At 41.3% G+C, this 17,164-nt stretch carries 16 protein-coding genes; 8 read left to right on the top strand and 8 right to left on the bottom strand.

Annotated elements, in window-relative coordinates:
* Positions 1–211 precede the first annotated feature (211 nt).
* Positions 212–2,500, top strand: a complete 2,289-nt coding sequence (locus tag C2869_RS12170) for a marine proteobacterial sortase target protein (RefSeq protein WP_108603192.1) — start codon at positions 212–214, stop codon at positions 2,498–2,500.
* Positions 2,490–3,059, top strand: coding sequence for a class GN sortase (locus tag C2869_RS12165; RefSeq protein WP_108603191.1), 570 nt, complete (start codon positions 2,490–2,492; stop codon positions 3,057–3,059). The genes C2869_RS12170 and C2869_RS12165 overlap by 11 nt, the downstream gene beginning before the upstream one ends.
* A 108-nt stretch (positions 3,060–3,167) precedes the next feature.
* Here the strand turns inward: C2869_RS12165 and C2869_RS12160 are convergent, their stop codons facing one another.
* Both C2869_RS12160 and C2869_RS12155 read right to left on the bottom strand, forming a co-directional pair.
* A complete protein-coding gene (locus tag C2869_RS12160) occupies positions 3,168–3,470 on the bottom strand; it encodes a hypothetical protein (RefSeq protein WP_108603190.1) in 303 nt (100 codons plus the stop codon).
* A 2-nt stretch (positions 3,471–3,472) separates the two neighbouring features.
* Entirely contained in the window at positions 3,473–4,330 is an 858-nt protein-coding gene (locus C2869_RS12155; protein ID WP_108603189.1) for an isopenicillin N synthase family dioxygenase, read from the bottom strand.
* A 211-nt stretch (positions 4,331–4,541) separates the two neighbouring features.
* Between C2869_RS12155 and C2869_RS12150 the strand changes: the two genes are divergently transcribed.
* Positions 4,542–5,954, top strand: a complete 1,413-nt coding sequence (locus C2869_RS12150; RefSeq protein ID WP_108603188.1) for a response regulator — start codon at positions 4,542–4,544, stop codon at positions 5,952–5,954.
* A 39-nt stretch (positions 5,955–5,993) separates the two neighbouring features.
* Here C2869_RS12150 and C2869_RS12145 read toward each other — a convergent pair whose 3' ends face one another.
* From C2869_RS12145 to C2869_RS12140, 3 genes are all read right to left on the bottom strand, one after another.
* Positions 5,994–6,650 carry a YceH family protein gene (locus tag C2869_RS12145; protein ID WP_108603187.1) on the bottom strand — a complete coding sequence of 219 codons (657 nt, stop codon included), beginning with the start codon at positions 6,648–6,650 and terminating at the stop codon, positions 5,994–5,996.
* A 268-nt stretch (positions 6,651–6,918) separates the two neighbouring features.
* Entirely contained in the window at positions 6,919–7,044 is a 126-nt protein-coding gene (locus C2869_RS22990) for a hypothetical protein (protein ID WP_268958749.1), read from the bottom strand.
* 170 nt (positions 7,045–7,214) lie between these two features.
* A complete protein-coding gene (locus C2869_RS12140) occupies positions 7,215–8,612 on the bottom strand; it encodes an SLC13 family permease (protein WP_108603186.1) in 1,398 nt (465 codons plus the stop codon).
* Positions 8,613–8,720: 108 nt separating this feature from the next.
* Between C2869_RS12140 and C2869_RS12135 the strand changes: the two genes are divergently transcribed.
* The 3 genes from C2869_RS12135 (at position 8,721) to C2869_RS12125 (ending at position 12,566) form a co-directional block, all read left to right on the top strand.
* Entirely contained in the window at positions 8,721–9,512 is a 792-nt protein-coding gene (locus C2869_RS12135; protein WP_108603185.1) for a CZB domain-containing protein, read from the top strand.
* Between the two features lie 367 nt (positions 9,513–9,879).
* Positions 9,880–11,199 (top strand): tetratricopeptide repeat protein, encoded by a 1,320-nt coding sequence (locus C2869_RS12130; RefSeq protein ID WP_108603184.1) that lies wholly within the window; start codon positions 9,880–9,882, stop codon positions 11,197–11,199.
* A gap of 677 nt (positions 11,200–11,876) precedes the next feature.
* The gene (locus C2869_RS12125) at positions 11,877–12,566 is read left to right on the top strand and encodes a methyl-accepting chemotaxis protein (protein WP_108603183.1); all 690 of its coding nucleotides are present in this window, start codon (positions 11,877–11,879) and stop codon (positions 12,564–12,566) included.
* 275 nt (positions 12,567–12,841) lie between these two features.
* Here C2869_RS12125 and C2869_RS12120 read toward each other — a convergent pair whose 3' ends face one another.
* Genes C2869_RS12120 through C2869_RS12110 form a run of 3 tightly spaced genes read right to left on the bottom strand, consistent with a single transcriptional unit; the run spans position 12,842 to position 15,145 of the window.
* Complete coding sequence (locus C2869_RS12120; protein WP_108603182.1) at positions 12,842–13,765, bottom strand: DUF808 domain-containing protein; 924 nt, start codon at positions 13,763–13,765, stop codon at positions 12,842–12,844.
* Between the two features lie 18 nt (positions 13,766–13,783).
* Entirely contained in the window at positions 13,784–14,239 is a 456-nt protein-coding gene (locus C2869_RS12115) for a DUF1801 domain-containing protein (protein WP_108603181.1), read from the bottom strand.
* Between the two features lie 27 nt (positions 14,240–14,266).
* Entirely contained in the window at positions 14,267–15,145 is an 879-nt protein-coding gene (locus C2869_RS12110; RefSeq protein ID WP_108603180.1) for a class II glutamine amidotransferase, read from the bottom strand.
* A gap of 206 nt (positions 15,146–15,351) precedes the next feature.
* Between C2869_RS12110 and C2869_RS12105 the strand changes: the two genes are divergently transcribed.
* Positions 15,352–16,554, top strand: a complete 1,203-nt coding sequence (locus C2869_RS12105; RefSeq protein ID WP_108603179.1) for a lactonase family protein — start codon at positions 15,352–15,354, stop codon at positions 16,552–16,554.
* A 140-nt stretch (positions 16,555–16,694) separates the two neighbouring features.
* Positions 16,695–17,015 carry a hypothetical protein gene (locus C2869_RS12100; protein WP_108603178.1) on the top strand — a complete coding sequence of 107 codons (321 nt, stop codon included), beginning with the start codon at positions 16,695–16,697 and terminating at the stop codon, positions 17,013–17,015.
* The last annotated feature ends 149 nt before the right edge of the window (positions 17,016–17,164 follow it).

The following is a 17,164-nucleotide window of genomic DNA, read 5'->3' as shown; positions in this document are numbered from 1 at the left end:
GTCGCCTTTCATAGCACGATGCTACAAGATGCAGGGTTGCATCGGCCTCGGCTATTTTCAGCCTCACTCGTCGCTACCTAAATGTCAAAGCGATGTAGCTAGAGCAATACCGTTCACACTGAGCATACTGCGCTAACTGATCTCCACTCACATAGTCGGCTCAGGGTGAACGACCACTACTATAGTGGGATACAAAATAGGGATTACAAATATGCGAGCACTTAAAACCCTTATCATCATTAGTATTTGGTTACTCGGCGCAACCATTATTGGTCTGGCTTGGGCTGACGAAACCGTAAATAGCCAACGCGTTAACCCGAAAACCAACCAAGCATGGCTTTCACTAGACCAAGTCAAAAGCAGTCAATTACTGTTTGAAGCCAAAGTGGCTAACACAAACTCACAACAACCTGCTCAACCGCCTTTGTATTGGCAAGCGCCAACCGTGCAAACTCAAGTCAACATGACTATCCAAGGTGTTGTATCCACGACACAATTAAAGCAGCGTTTTACTAACGCCAGTGACGATTGGCAGCATGCTGTGTACGTATTTCCACTGCCGACGGACGCTGCAGTAAGTCATTTACAAATAACGATTGGCGAACGCGTCATAGTAGGGGAAATAAAAACCAAAACGGCAGCCAAACGCACCTTTGAACAAGCCAAACGCGATGGCAAAAAAGCCGCTTTATTGAGCCAACACCGCCCCAATTTGTTTACGACTAAACTCGCCAATATTGCCCCGCACGAAACAATTGAAGTTGAGCTGGTGTATTTTGAGTCAGTAAAGTTCGATAGCGGTGAATTTTCATTAACCTTTCCCATGACAATTACACCGCGCTATATGCCAAATGACGAGCACCAACAACCCACTTTTCAGCAGCACATAATAGATCCTGAAACAGAATCTGAAACCGCATCTAACACTGACAATTCACCTCTACCGCATATGGCGTTTACCCTACAAGCGCCAGCCGAACAAAAGATCGACTTGCGAGTTAATTTAAATGCCGGTGCACGTTTAAGTCGCTTTCGCAGTTTAAATCATTCAGTAATGATGACAGAGCGCGCGCACGGCGAATATCAGTTACGGTTAGATGATCACCAACCCGATAAAGACTTTACGCTGGTTTGGCGCTACGAAAATCAAGATTTACCCACAGTGCTTAACTTCAATCAACATTATGACAATAAACTGTATGGCTTATTGATGATAATGCCAGACGTTACTAGCGATCCGTCAGATGAAACCCTACAACCCAGAGAACTGACGTTTGTACTCGATACATCTGGCTCTATGGCGGGCGACTCACTAAACCAAGCGAAACTCGCATTTAAACAAGCCCTAACCTCATTAACCGCACAAGATAAATTCCAAGTGATCATGTTTAATTCTATGGCGGCTCAATTATTTCATCAGCCGGTACTGGCTAACAGTAAGAATAAACAACAAGCTTGGCGCCATGTGGCGAGCTTAAAAGCCGAAGGCGGCACCAATATTGCCGATGCGCTCGATTTAGCATTAACCCCGCCCAGCTCTCGTTTACCTTTAGTTCATGAGCAAGCAGACTCAGAATTATTAGCGCAAATTGTATTTTTAACCGACGGCTCTGTCGGCAACGAAGCTGAACTGTTTCAAAGCATAGAACATAAAATTGGCAATAAACGACTTTTTACCGTGGGCTTAGGGAGCGCACCCAATCGTTACTTCATGAAACAAGCCGCAGAACTAGGCCGTGGCAGTTACCACTTTATTGCTAGCAGTAAACATCTACCAACGGAATTGACTAAATTATTTACTAAACTACGCAGCCCTGTATTAACTGATCTGGAGTTTACTCTGGCACAAAGCCAAGCTTCTATCGACGTTACCCCTAACCCGATACCGGATGTTTATCGCGGCCAGCCTGTTGTTCTTAACTATGTTATTGATAGCAGCGTTGCGGACAACAGCTTCATTGACATTAGAGCCTCTGAAAAAAATGGAGTGCAACCCCATGACGCCACACTATCAGGGCGATACCAACAAACGGATTGGCAACAGTATTTACCCGATTTGATAAATCAATCGACAGGTCATTTAGCCACGGCAAGCGCGCAAACCACAAAACTGCCTATCCCTGCTCTGGCTAGCGTATGGGCAAAAAAACAGGTCGCCAACCTAAATCAACAAATGATGCTAGGCGGTGATCGAGAACAACTTAAGCACCAGATCACCAATTTAGGACTTAACTATCGACTCGTTACGCCATTTACCAGTTTTGTCGCTGTCGAGCAGCAAGTCAGCCGACCCAATTCTATTCCCGCTAGCGAAAAACGTATTGCGAATAGTTTGCCAAGTGGCCAACGCTTACCGCAAACCGCTTTAGGCTTGCAAGCCTCACTCAATTTAGCTTTTTTAATATTAGTTTTTTGTTCATTACTACTTTGGCTAAGGCACAAATTAAAAGCGAAATTAGCCTGCGATAAACAACCTCAAGGACAAAACCATGCTAACTAAAATACTAAAATGGTTGATTTACCTAGGACTCATTGTCGGCTTATTTATTGGTGGTGAAGCGGCTTACCTTTTTGGTAAAGCGCAAGTGGCGCAAATGCTATTGCATCAATCTTGGCAGCAAACCTTGGATGACGGCGCCGAACATAAGCCTTGGTCGTGGGCTGATACATACCCTGTTGCCAAGTTAATCAATCATAGGACCCAAGACAGTTGGATAGTATTATCTGGCATGAATGGCCGCACCATGGCATTTGGCCCAGGCTGGAAACAAGATAGTGCAACCCCGAATCAATTTGGCAATACGGTGATCGCCGCCCACAACGACAGCCATTTTAGTCAACTACAAACCAGTCAAATTGGCGACCAGCTGTCGTTACAAAGTGCCAATGGTGTCGAGTTTGATTATAAAATTACCCATATTGACGTGGTGCATCAGAGTGATATTTCTTGGTTTCAAATTGAACAGGATATGCGACTAACTTTAATTACTTGCTATCCATTTCAATCCAACCAGCGCAATACCGAACAACGTTATATCGTGCAAGCGATAGCGATGTAGGCGTCTATTATATTCATATATATAGAGAGAGCGGGGATGCAGAGGAGCAAAGGTTTTTTATCTAGCTAACGCCCCTTGCATCGTTGCAAATTCCCCAATGACTCTGAATTAAAGCGAGTTGGATTTATTCAATGCGTCTTTTTTATGCTGCTGAGCCTGTTTAATGGATTGCTTTAATGAGGCTTCAAAATTCTTCTCGTAACGTTTTTTGCGCCATTTAGCCACCACGCCCCAAAGCACACCAACAATGACAAAAATCCAAGTAAAGGGACTGCTTAATGGCGATTGACTACCTGGGCTTGCCTTAAATAAAAACGCGCCATCTTCCATTAAAAAGTTAACTAATAATGCGCCAGCAAATATCAAACCGACAATGAGCAGAGAAATAACAATTTGTTTAACCAGCTTCACGTTTAATCTTCTTTATCTTCTAATTCAGCAAGGCGCTCTTGCAAGTAGCTCGCCTGCGTATATCGCTCGGACAACTTCACTTCACTACGTGGGTGTAAAAATAAAGGTAAAGATATGCGGGATTTACTCATATCAGCCCCTTGCGGATTGACCACTCTATGACTGGTAGACGGATAATAGCCATTAGACGCTTCTTGCAACATATCACCAATATTAATGATTAAACTGCCAAAGTCGTTTGGTACATCTAACCAATTGCCTTGTCTATCTTTAACTTGCAGACCAGGCTCATTGGCAGCAGGCAAAATGGTCAGCAAATTAATATCCTCATGCGCGGCGGCACGAATAGCGTTATCTTTCATACCAGCAAACTGCTCGCTAGTTAACGGCGGATAATGCAAAACACGCAGCAGTGTATTAGGGGTATCTTTAATCATATTTGGTAATGGTTCCGAGTAATTCGCTTTAACCTCTGCAGGACTATATTCTTCAACCCAAGCCAATAGTTCGGCCGCCAGCGCCGAGGTAGAACGATAGTATTCTAAAATTTCGTCTTTTAATTCTGGCGGAATTCGCCCCCAAGGATACACATGATAGTACTCCTTTAAATCAGCAATTTTACTGCCTTTTGCCGCTTCGGCATGCGCAGTTGAAAAAAATCCGTCATAGGTACTAGGGTTATAGCTATATTGCTGTTTAGTGTTGGAATTAAAAAAAGCTTGCCAATTAGCATAAATTGCAGCGACTCGAGCTTGGCTAATGGGATGATTAATCAGTACACCAAACCCAGTTTCACGAAGAGATTGAGTAAATTGTTGTGGCGCATCTGCTGCTTGATAGTCAACAACCTGAACCTGCATATACAAACCTATTACATTATTTTTGAAATTAAATTAAAAAATTGTTAAAACATAGCCTTAGCTTATTTCAATAAAGTGTAAAGCTTAGAAATATCGAACACCAATTAAAAACACATGACTTTAGCTCTATTACTGGGTGTTTTACGATTGAAGATTCGCAAATTTCAGGCTTTTTTCTACAATTAAAGAATCCCTATTTTAAAGGTTTGCTATGTCTGCGATACCCGAGATTATATTGTACACAGACGTTGAGCAAGCAAAGGACGGCTTTTTTCAACATGTACAAACAAAGTTTCCACAAGCCGTTTGTGTTAATGCGGTTAAAGCATTTTTAAACCTCTTTATGCAAGGCAAAACTCGGGTTGTTTTATTGCATTGCACGTCGATGAGTGACGCCCTCATTACGTACGGTGAGCTATTAAATCAAGCACCAAAAAAACTTATCACTAACCAAAAAGCTATTCTCCTAGTCGACAAGGCTGATGAAAATGACGCATTTGAACTCTATACCGCAGGCTTAGTCGACAACTATTTAGTCGTCACACCTAAAATCAATATTCAGCGACTGTTCAGTATCATCTTGCATATTTTCAATGAGCTGGGTCATACCTTTGATGAAAAGCCCATATTAAACGAAGGCAATTTTGATGAACAACTGCAATCCTGTATTAATACAGGCATGCGTAAGAAAAAGGAGGTCATGGCTACCTTTGAGAATATGGTAAACAAATTAGATAAGGATGTTGTCACTGCAATCAACAATATTAAACAAGGTAACACGGCTAATATCAGTCAAACGCTAGATATTCAAAAACTAATTAGAGTGTTTTCTCATTTTAAATCAGCCGATTTAAGACCTCGATTATTAACCTTAGAGCTCAAACTTTTGCGCCTACTGTCATTGGCTTTAGAAGCCCTAAACGATAAAGACTATGCAGCCCCACAGCCAGAAATTGATAACCCTCCCACAAGTGCTAAAACCACAACGGCCCAACCAACGCCCGCTAGTCAAGTAACCAATCAGCAAGCGGCAGAAAACAATAAACCACAGGCAACAGAGACAGCACAACAGCAAAAACAAGGATTAGCCAATGAGCAAGGGCAACGGGGTTCTACTGAATTAAATCAATTTGGCGATAATGTGATTGAGATCCCGCCTGATCCTGAAGATAAACGCCGCGCTGCGATTGCCAGTCAAACCTTATATAAAAATAAAAAAGTATTGTTGGTTGATGACGATCCCACTAATCATCAGTTAATCCGCAATATTGCTAAAGCATCGGCCCAGCAAGTCACTGTTATCACCAATGGCCGCTCGGCAATGGGACGAATAGAAAAAGAACACTTTGATTTAGTTATTATAAACGTGGAATTGCCGGACAGCGACGGTGTCAGTTTAGTGTCATCAATTAATCGCACCTGCGGGCAAGATCATGAACTTAACTTTATTATGCTGGCCAAACCACGTAACAAAGATGCCATTATGCGTTGTGCAAAAGTAGAAGGGATAAAAGGTATTATGACGACCCCTTTAACGAAAGATGGCGTCATTAATACCTATAAAAAAGTTTTTGTTGCTCCACCAACTGATGACTTGGCACAAGGGCAACCAGAAGCAAGCTAAATTTATAGCTTAAACAATACGCTACATCCGGTTCTGGTTTTACAAGTCTAAAGCCGATTTTATCTCAGCTAATTGCGCTTTTAATTCAGTTACTTCTTGCTCTAATTGGCTGATCCTCAACTCATGCTCCTCGTTAGAAGACCCGCTACTCGCTGGAGTAACATCACTGACTGAAGCCGCCGAATTCACCTCGCCGCTGAATAAATGCGCGTAGCGTGATTCCCGTTTACCCGCTTCTCGCGGTAATTTGACAATAAAGGGTTCATCTTCATTAGCTAACTGCTCTAAGATGCTTTCGACCTGACCGACATCAGCAAACGGGTATAATCGTTGTGCTCGAGTTCTTAATTCTCCAGGAGTTTGCGGGCCCCGCAAAAATAAAACACAGATAATGGCCACTTTAGCCTTATCAAACGGATAAGCTGAAAAATCTGATCCAGCAAAACGATGACGATACTTAGCCACTCGCCCTGATGAATCTGAGGCTTCAGCCAACAAACGAAGTTGTACTAATTCATCAACAATGTTTTGTACTTCAACTTCTGAGTAACTAACAACAGGCTCACGATTAGATTTTTGATTACAAGCCGTAGTAATGCCATTAATTGATAGTGGATATTGGTCTGGCGTGGTCACTTCTTTTTCTAAAAAGACACCCAGTACACGAGTTTGCTCAAAACTTAAGGTTTGTTTCATAAATAAGTTTGATAAATAGAGGTGATTGAAGTGTAGCAAAGACAAAAAAAAGCTGCATCATTGATGCAGCTAAACACGGGACATTGCCTAAGAGACTCGGTTCTGCAAATTCACCTCAAGTCCAGCGACGCTCTGAGTTCACTAATGTTTTGTCAGTCGCACTCAAAACCCCTTAGATATAAAATTTAGACGCAATACACCCGTGGGTGTATTGCTTATCAAAAGAGGGATCCTAAGTAGAGGTGTGGTGGTGCTAAATTTTTACTGCTTATTCGTCTTGTAAACTTGCGTTACGATTTAATCTTGGTCGAACCACAGAAGAAACATAACTGATTACAACAGTTGCTGCGACAATACCGACCGATAATACAAATAAACTAAACAAACCAGGCATAATAATTTTTTCCTTCCAAGTGGCACGTTTCTGAAGTATAGACACGCAGAAAAAATTTGCTTGTGAGATATATCTCAAAATCACACCGTTTTTATCTGCATTTGCGCAATAATTCAAAAACAATTTTGTTACAATTTATTAACGAAAGTAAGTCTATGCCGATCTGCGATTTATAGCAAGGTAAAACAAACAAAAGAAATAATTAACGTCATGATTAAATTAATAATGAAACCTTCCCTAGCCATGGTTTTAATTGTGAATTTATCTGCACTATAAACGATAGCATTTGGCGCTGTCGCCACAGGCAACATAAAAGCACAACTCGCCGCCAACGCAGCCGGCAACATAAGATAAACCGGATCTATCCCCGCGGACACCCCAGCTACAGCAAGCACAGGCATTAACAAAGTGGTAGTTGCAGTATTACTGGTGACTTCAGTTAAAAATACCACTGCCAATGCTACTAAGCCTATCATGACTAATAATGGCCAAGTTGATAACATAGACAGATAATCACCGAGTATTTGACTTAAACCACTAGCTTGAAATGCCTTTGCAATGCAAATACCACCAGCGAATAGTAATAGCATGCCCCAAGGAATATTAGCGGCTGTTTGCCAGTCTAATAATCGCCCTTGTACCTGATTGCCTTTTTTATCAATTTGCGTTTCGCCATTAGGTACCAACATAAAAACCACAACCGCGGCTAATGCAATCGTACTATCACCAATCAGCTTAGTATCAAGTAACCCTGTCCAACCGCCATACGGTGCTTGACGAAATATCCAAGCGAAAGCCGTTAATCCAAAAACAAATAACACCCGCTTTTCCGCTAAGGTCCACAATCCAACTTTTGGTAAATGGATTGGCTCATTTAATGTTAACCCTCGGGTTAACCACAAGGCCGCACACGGAATAGCCAATACAACAATAGGAACACCTATCATCATCCAATCTAAAAAACTTATGGTTTGCCCAACTTGTTGCTCGTACACCCCCATAAAAATGACATTAGGAGGTGTGCCAATCGGCGTTCCCATTCCACCAATATTCGCTGCATAGGCAATCGCCAGTAACAAAATTGCAGCAAAGCGTTTATCGGCAGAACTTGACACCACTGCAAGTGCTATCGGTAGTAGCATCAAGGTTGTTGCTGTATTACTGATCCACATGCTCAAAAATGCGGCGGCAAGCATAAAACCCAACACAATACGTTTAGGGTTCTGAGCCCCGAGTTTGTTAACTAAGGTGAGAGCTAACCTTTTATGAACCCCACTTTTTTCAACCGCTTTGGATAACATAAAAGCGCCCATCAAAAGTAAAATAACATGGCTACCTAAGGCACTTGCAGCTTGCTTATGGCTTAACACACCAAATAAAGGGAATAAGGCAAAAGGGATTAGCGACGTTATAGGAATAGGCAAAGCCTCGGTTACCCACCAAATCGCAACAAGCAAAGTAATAGCCAGTGTAATATTCACTTGGTAGTTAACGCCAAGTGCCGAGCTAACGACAAACAGCAAGATAGCCGCAAATGGGCCGTAACATAGTGGAGACAGCAAACGCATAATCTATCCCTTTTTATTATTCACACAAATGAGAAATTGTGTTTTACCATTCTTTTACTAGAGTTATAGTACGCATAATCGGTTCTAATAAAAAGCTAAAGAAATCATATGGAAGTTGTCAATTTTCGTGTCGGCAATCGTATTGTCGCGTTTAACATTTTAAATATATTGCTTACAGAAAAGTTCGATAATGACCAAACGAGCGTGCCTTCTGAAGATGCTTCGTTTTTAGGAATCAAGGACTTTATGGGCGTCCCTACTCCTATTTATGATTTAGGGATAGCGATGAATAAAAAGTCGACACAAAATTTAAACCAAGAGCTAAACGACTTGCTGCATGCTCGAGAAAATGACCATATTGAATGGCTAAATAGTTTAGAAGCCGCAATCAAAAATGATAGCCCCTTCACCAAAGCGACAGATCCTCATCAATGTGAATTTGGTAAATGGTACGACAGCTTTAAAACAACCAATCAAGACTTACAAGAAGTGTTGAAAAAATTTGATGAGCCTCATAAACGTATACATGCACTGGCAAACGATCTACTGTCGTTAAATAAAGACGGCGATAAAGACCAAGCGTTAAAGATTTTGCACACAGAAAGGACTACCACTTTAGCAACACTGCGTCGATTATTTGAAACCGCACGTGAACAAGTTAATGGTTCTTACAAACCTGTTACTGTGTTTACTACTATAGATGGCCGTAAACCTTCATTAGGTTTTGTCATTGATAATGTTGAAGATTCTTTACATGTTGAAGACGATGAAATACGCGTACTAAACGACCTTGAAGTGCATGTAGGCGCGATTGATCCACGAGTGAAAAAAATGATCACAGGGTTAATTACAACGAGTGGCAAGAATAGTTTACTACTTGAACCCGAAGCATTCTTGTAATGTAAAGGTTAGCCTAATCACCCAAATCGCATAAGTTGGTTAGCAATCCTAGTTATAGCCAACTTTACGCGCTACTTTTCACTGAATTTATTTGCTATAGTCAAAGCGATCAGGTTTTAGGGGCAGGTTTCTGGTTCCAGACGAAACCTAAGTACCTACATCCATGTAGGCAAAGCCGTCAAGCTTCGAGACCCCATGAGCATATGCTCTACTATGTGATTGGAGCTGCCTAAAGGGATTTAGGTAGTAGGACGACGCAGGAGCCAAAGTCGAGAGTAAGCGCTGACAATGAACCATAAGACCTGAGCGAGAAGACTATATATTCCGCGCATCACTCAGCTAATTTTAATAAAGAGCTCAACGCAAAATGGAAAGTGATATTGCAGCACCAACTCCAGATTGGATAAGCCTAGAACAAGCGACTGAGATCACCGGCGCCTCAGAAGCCATTATTTTAGATACCATCAACAAATATAAGCATAATGCTGAAGCAATTCGCACCCATTCCGAAGATGACATTCTTTATCTTGATAAGAAACAATTGGTGAATTTATTTCCGAGTTCATCAAATCCGGTAGAAAAAGAAAAAATCCCAGGAGCCGTTTTTCGTTGGTTCGATGAACTACGTCGAGCATATGAAATAAGTATGCAAACCATGTTCAACCGAGTTGAACAAGTAAAAGACGAACACAAGCAAGATATTGAAAGCCAATATACTCAACGCCTTGTCGACTTAGAGCGCAATCACAACCGTCATATTGCCGATTTAAAACAAGCGCAAAGTGAACAAGTTGACGCGTTAAATAAACATATTAGTAAACTGGAACGTGACACTGAGTTTTATCAACAGCAAGTTATCGCACAGCAATCCACCATTGCTCAATTGAATAATCGTTACGATAGTGTGGTACTAGCTCTAAGAGACAAAGAAGCACCTAGCGAAGAAAAAGATATTACGCCGGAAACAAAATCACTAACCCAATCATCAACGCCTGACACAGTAAGCACAACAACTGAAGAAAATACGCGCTCAACTAGACCAATAGACACTCAAGAAACACAACAAACGCCAGATACCTTGCCCAAGCAACAGCAGTCTATTCCAGCAGAACAACAAAAAGTGCGACAAGAAACAGTACAACAGTCGGCAAGCGAACCATCAGCACAATCAGATAAAGTCAGTGATTCGACATCAATCAATTCTAGTGAGACTGCATCAGAGCCGCAACCAGACAACACAATCGAGACGACAAACGAACATACCAGTACTCACACAAGCCCACAAACAAACGAGCCCACAGCAAAAGAAAATCAAGTTGACCTTGAGCCTAACAGCAAAAAACCAACTACTCAGCAAGATATCCAGCAATGGGTTAAGCAAGCTTACAACTTACGTGAACAAGGCGACTTAACTCAAGCGGCGCAATACTTTGAAAAAGCGGCTCTGCAAGGGCAAGAAAAAGCTATGGGCGCGTTAGGTAGAGCCTACTTTATTGGTGAAGGTTTAGAGCAAAATATTGAATCAGCTATCGCGTGGTTATATTTGGCATCGCAGCATGGCTTTACACCAGCCGCAAAAAAGCTGGAGCAAGTGGAAGTACGTTATCCAGATGCCTACCACAATGGCCTGCAGTTAGCTGAAACCTATGCTATTCAAATAAAACTCAACACAGACACCTTAACCTAACATATCAATTATGCGCGGTATGAATTAAATCATGCTGCGCCTATAGCGTTTTACAAGCCGAAACAATATTCCCAGCATCTTAACATGCTGCACTATTTTACCCGCAAACGACAAGCTGCACCAAAACACAGCAAAAAACCATCCGCTTGACTTGTTCTTTATTCGCTTGAATCACAAACAGAAAAGCATGACCTGCAAGCGAATATGTTAACTATGTATCTTAAAATGCTGCACTATTTTACCCGCAAACGACAAGCTGCACCAAAACACAGCAAAAAACCATCCGCTTGACTTGTTCTTTATTCGCTTGAATCACAAACAGAAAAGCATGACCTGCAAGCGAATATGTTAACTATGTATCTTAAAATGCGGTGTCGATGTAGAAAGTAGCTCGCCCACGATAATTGCGTAATATAGTCTTCTCGCTCAGGTCTTATGGTTCATTGTCAGCGCTTACTCGCCCCAATCACATAGTAGAGCATATGCTCATGGGGACTCGAAGCTTGACGGCTTTGCCTACATGGATGTAGGTACTTAGGTTTCGTCTGGAACCAGAAACCTGCCCCTAAAACCTGATCGCTTTGACTATAGTAAGTTATCAAGCATTAACAGCATGGTGTAAATATTGCTTAGTTTGATTAAGCCAAATTGGGGAATAAAGCGGAGCCAAAATACCAATGTTAAAAGAAAGCGATATCAGCTTACTCATTAATCATAGCGGACGATTAAGAATGCTATCGCACCGCGCCGCTATGTTTATCACTATTATCAATCAAGACTTACCAACCGACGATTGGTTTGCAGATGAATTAACCATTACCGTTAGAAAGTTTGAACAAGATTATAAATTAGTGGCCGACACGGTTGCCCAAGACGAATCGATGAATAATGCCTACTTGAAATTCAAAGACAGTACGCAAATTCAAGATCAGTCGATAGACAATATTATCAAAAGCTTTGTTACCCAACTTCATCAACTAAGCACAGCCGTTCGTTATAAAAAAGCTATCAACAAGCATCAATTGCTCGACTTTTTAAAATTTGTCTCTTCAACCTTATTACTGGCACTCAATCAAATAGTGGCATTTTTTGAAGATAGACTCAGCAAAATCGCCGCGCATAAACTACATAAAATTAAAGAACTCGCGGCAGACATTGAAGAGAAGCTAGAAGAAGTCGAAAAAATTAATTTATCGATCAAAATATTATCGTTTAATGCATCGGTAGAAGCAGCACGCGCAGGTGAAATGGGCGCAGGCTTTAAAGTGGTTGCCAGTGAAATGAATAGGCTAAATATGATGACCCGCGACGTGACTCAAGGGGTTAATGCTAGCGTTAATTCGTTTATTACAGAAATTAATAATTAGCCGCCCGACATTATTTATTCAAGCCAAAAGCGTCTTCATACATGAGTAAAAAGCCCTGTGTAAAAGCTTTGGGGCAATTTTCCTATGATTATACCTGCGCTTGGAACTTAAGTATATAAGCTCCTTTTATAGTCTTCTCGCTCAGGCTTTATGGTTCATTGTCAGCGCTTACTCACCCCAATCACATAATAGAGCATATGCTCATGGGGATTCGAAGCTTGACGGCTTCCCCTAAAACCTGATCACTTTGACTATATTAATTATGAAAGGCGTCTCTACTTAGTAAAAAACCTTGTGCCAAACTTAACAATAGCTAGGACAATCGCCCCACCAACTATACCCACTAACGCATTAAATAGCGGCTCAACAAACCAAATAAGGTAAGGTATTGCGGCAAGAGCCTGACTCATATCGTGTAATATGTGATGCAAAAAATCCAAACCATGAACAATAATGCCGCCACCCACTAAAAACATTGCTGCGGTGCCGACTACTGCTAAGAATTTCATCAATTTCGGGGCAAATGCCAACAAAGCTTTACCAACAAGGTGTTTAAAATTGACTAAGCCTGTTTGTTGATTAACTAGATGTACGCCCATATCATCCAATTTAACAATAAGCGCCACTAACCCATAAACCCCAATTGTCATTAAGGTGGCAATTGCCGTAACCACGCTAGCTTGGTCGACAATACCTTTGTCCGATACTGTTCCTAAAGCGATAACAATAATTTCAGCAGACAAAATAAAATCGGTTTTAATGGCGCCTTTAATCTTATCTTTTTCGTATTGCGCCATATCGACTGAATGATCGCAAAGAGCGGCTAAATCTTTGCTATGTTCAGCCTCTTTATCTGCTTTGCTGGTGAATAATGAATGCGCCACTTTTTCTACGCCTTCAAAGCATAAATACAAACCACCTAACATCAAAAGTGGCATAATTAGCCAAGGGATAAACGCACTAATTAGCAAGGCCGCTGGCACTAAAATCACTTTATTGATTGCCGAACCTTTAAAAACAGCCCAAACAACGGGTAGCTCCCGCTCTGCTTTCACTCCCTGCACTTGCTGAGCATTGAGTGCTAAATCGTCCCCCAAAACGCCTGCCGTTTTCTTGGCCGCGACTTTGGTCATCACTGCAACATCGTCCAATGCTACAGCTATTTTATCCAGTAAAGTGAGTAAGCTAGTTCCAGCCATTATAGTTCCTTGTTTTCATTAACCTTTATTGCGGTTTTCGTATAATTGGATCCATTCATCCACTGTCATTTTTTGCATTAAGTCAGCAATCAGAGTAAATGGAATTTTTTCAACTTTTTTAAAACGAACGCAGCTTTTTCCCATATCCAACTTTACATCAGAATATTTTGCATACTGCTCGACAAACCAAGCATGCAACTCGGGTTTGGCATACAGTCCCATGTGATAAAAGCCAATAAAGTTTTTTTGATTGGCTATATTGGTAAACGGCAACGGTAGTTTGGGATCACAATGATATCCGGCAGGATACAGTGTATGAGGCACAACATAGCCCAGCATGCCATAATTTATTTGTTCTACAAAGCCATGCGGTATATTGCTTAATATCACTTGCCTTAATTGCTGAAAGGCTGCTTGGCGTTCTGGCGGCACTTGGGCAATGTATTCTTCAACTGTTGTTGCTGCAATTTTCATGAAGATGACTCTCCTGTCACTTAATCGTCACAAACTCTTTTGAAAAGGCAAAGGGATTGGCAACATTTCTACCGATTCATTGCCGCGAGCTATCACCATATGGTTGCGCTCGACTTTAATCCAACTTGGCCGATCTTTAGTCAAAGGCTCAGACGCGATGATAATGCTGTTTTCTTCAGGCGATTCTGGTTGAATTAAGCATAACTCACCTGCTCGGCAACGAACCAATTTTCCTTGCGCATAAAATAATGACGACGGTTGAACTTGCTCGTCTGACGAAAAGCGCGTGGCAATGGTGTCCACACCATTAGTCACGGCAAAATTCATAAAAGCATTATTGTTGATATTGGCTTGTTTACGCAATTGCATAATACGTTGCATTGTAGCCAATAATGCTTCAACCATTGTGGAGCGGCTAATATTGCTTGCCATTTTAACTTGCTGCATAAACAAGGCAAAAGCGTGCTCAGAATCCGTCGAGCCTTCGATAAGCTGATAGGCGGGGTCATCTAATTCGGCAATCAACTTGCGTTTTATCAATTCAAAACCATCTAACCAACCATTGTGCATCCAAAGTAAATTCTTGTACTGAAATGGATGGCAATTTTGCAAATTAACCGCTAAGCCGCCGGATGCATCTCGCACATGAGCAAAAAAATGTTTAGCTTTAATTTTACTCGCTAATTGGCGTAAATTTTTATTACGCCATGCAGGTTCAACGCTAACAAATGTGCCGGGCTCAGGATCATTATGCAATGGATACCAACCTAAACCAAATCCATCACCATTGACGGGTAAATGGGTTTTCTTAGCACTTTTACTTTGTTGAACCAATGAGTTGCAGGCATCAACCAACAAGTCTTGCATTAATATGGCGGGGCCTGAATAAGTAAAAAAGCGACACATAAAAAATTAATGATTTGAAAAAAAGAGGTTCAAGCATAGTGAGATGATATTTTTTGGCAATAATTTTTATGCCTAATACCAAAATAGTGAATTTCAAGTTTCAATATTTTGAGCTATTAACGACAAATGAACTCTCAACAACAAGTCTCGGTTTTATGCTATCTTGCAATAACACACAAAAATAACATTAGGGAAAAGTGCCAGCCATGATTACACAAGCACACACACAAACTCCAGCACGAACACAATTAGCCCGATTAACCTATCAAGCTAAATCCTATTTACACTGTTTTATTCGCGTTTCTATTTTCGTTGTTCTCGGCTCGCTACTTGTCGCGTGCCAGTCGCCTACCCGCCAACCAGTAAAGATTGCCCCTACTGTCTATCACGAGTTTTTAGTGGGGACTTATAATAAAAATCTGAATGAAGGCATATGGTCAATTAAATTAAATGCCACCACAGGCGAATTATCGACTCCGACTAACGTGGCAGCCGCAATCAACCCGTCATACCTAGCTTGGAATAAAAACAAAAACCGCCTATTCGCGGTAGTCGAAACAAAAGATGGCGGTATAACCCAATATCAAAAACAACCGCAGGACTTGAGTTTTGTCAAAACATACAGCTTGCAAAAAATTGCGTTCGCACCCTGCTACATCAGTTTAAGTCCTAACGAAAAATATCTAGCGACAGCTAATTACGTATCTGGCGATGTGCAATTTTTTGACATTTCTACCAATAAACCCAAGTTGTTAAAAACCATTAAACATCAAGGCAAAGGCCCAAGTGCAAGACAAAAAAGCTCGCATTTACACTGGATAGCTTGGTCACCTGATGGCAAAGATATATACAGCGCCGACTTAGGTGGCGATGCCATTTACCACTACCAATTAGCGCAAGGAGAATTTATCGATAAAGGAATAGCGTATAAAGCGTCGCCGGGCGATGGTCCTAGACACATGACTTTTCATCCCCAAACCCATCAGGTTTATGTACTAAACGAATTATCAAATTCGGTCACTGTTTTACAGCGTCAGCCCGAAACAGGAAAACTAAGTTACTTACAAAAACGCAGTACATTAAACGCGAATTTTACTAAATTTAGTAAAGCGGCGGCGATAAAAATATCTAGCGATGGACAATATCTATATGCCTCCAATCGCGGAGCCAATACCCTTGCGGTTTTTAGCATTAGAAAAAATGGCTATTTGCGACGCATTCAAAATATCTCAACTGGAGGGGAAGAGCCGCGTGATTTCACGATCAGCCCAGATGGTCATTTTATTGTTGTTGCCAATCAAAACAGTAATAGCCTTAGCGTGTTAATTAGAAACCCAACAACAGGCTTGTTAAGCAATAGTCAGCATCAACAATCTTTAATCACCCCTGTGTTTGTCGGTGCTCTGTAACAAAGCTTAAGTGGAAGGAATGAAGCAAAAATGAGAAGCGAGTCCGAATTCAATCAACTCGGACTCGATAAAAACCTTATATTGCGCCACACTGTATGTTCAACAACAGCGCCTACATAACAAATAATGGAATAAGATCAATGAAGATACTGCAATCCACGCTAATTGCCATACTCACAAGCCTGCTCAGTGCTTGCGTAATCTACCCCGAAAAGGTTCACTACTATGATGAAGATTGCGGCGTCACGTCAAAAAAATATGAACTCAAAAAAGATATTGAAAAAATAGAGCAACTTGGCGAATGCGTAGGCCAAGCTTGTGCCATAAAACTATTAGCCGTGGCAGGCATAACGTCGGCAGAGCTGGTCGTCTCAGGCACTGTGGTTATGGCAGGAAACACGGTTTATTGGTTAGAAAAACAAGCCAACTGCAAAAATAAAGCTCCAGACAGCCAAGAATAGTAGGGATTGTCTTGCCTGTTTGTCATTTCATTTCGTCACAATCATTCACTAAGATATCGTTCTATTTACCGTTAATCGGCGTCTAGCTATACAATGCTGGCGTCAAAATTGTTTTATTTCAATAACCATTTGCAATAACAATGCCCTAA

Origin of the sequence: Saccharobesus litoralis (assembly GCF_003063625.1) — a bacterium.
Classification (GTDB): Bacteria; Pseudomonadota; Gammaproteobacteria; order Enterobacterales; family Alteromonadaceae; genus Saccharobesus; species Saccharobesus litoralis.
This window is presented reverse-complemented; position numbering and strand designations above follow the sequence as displayed.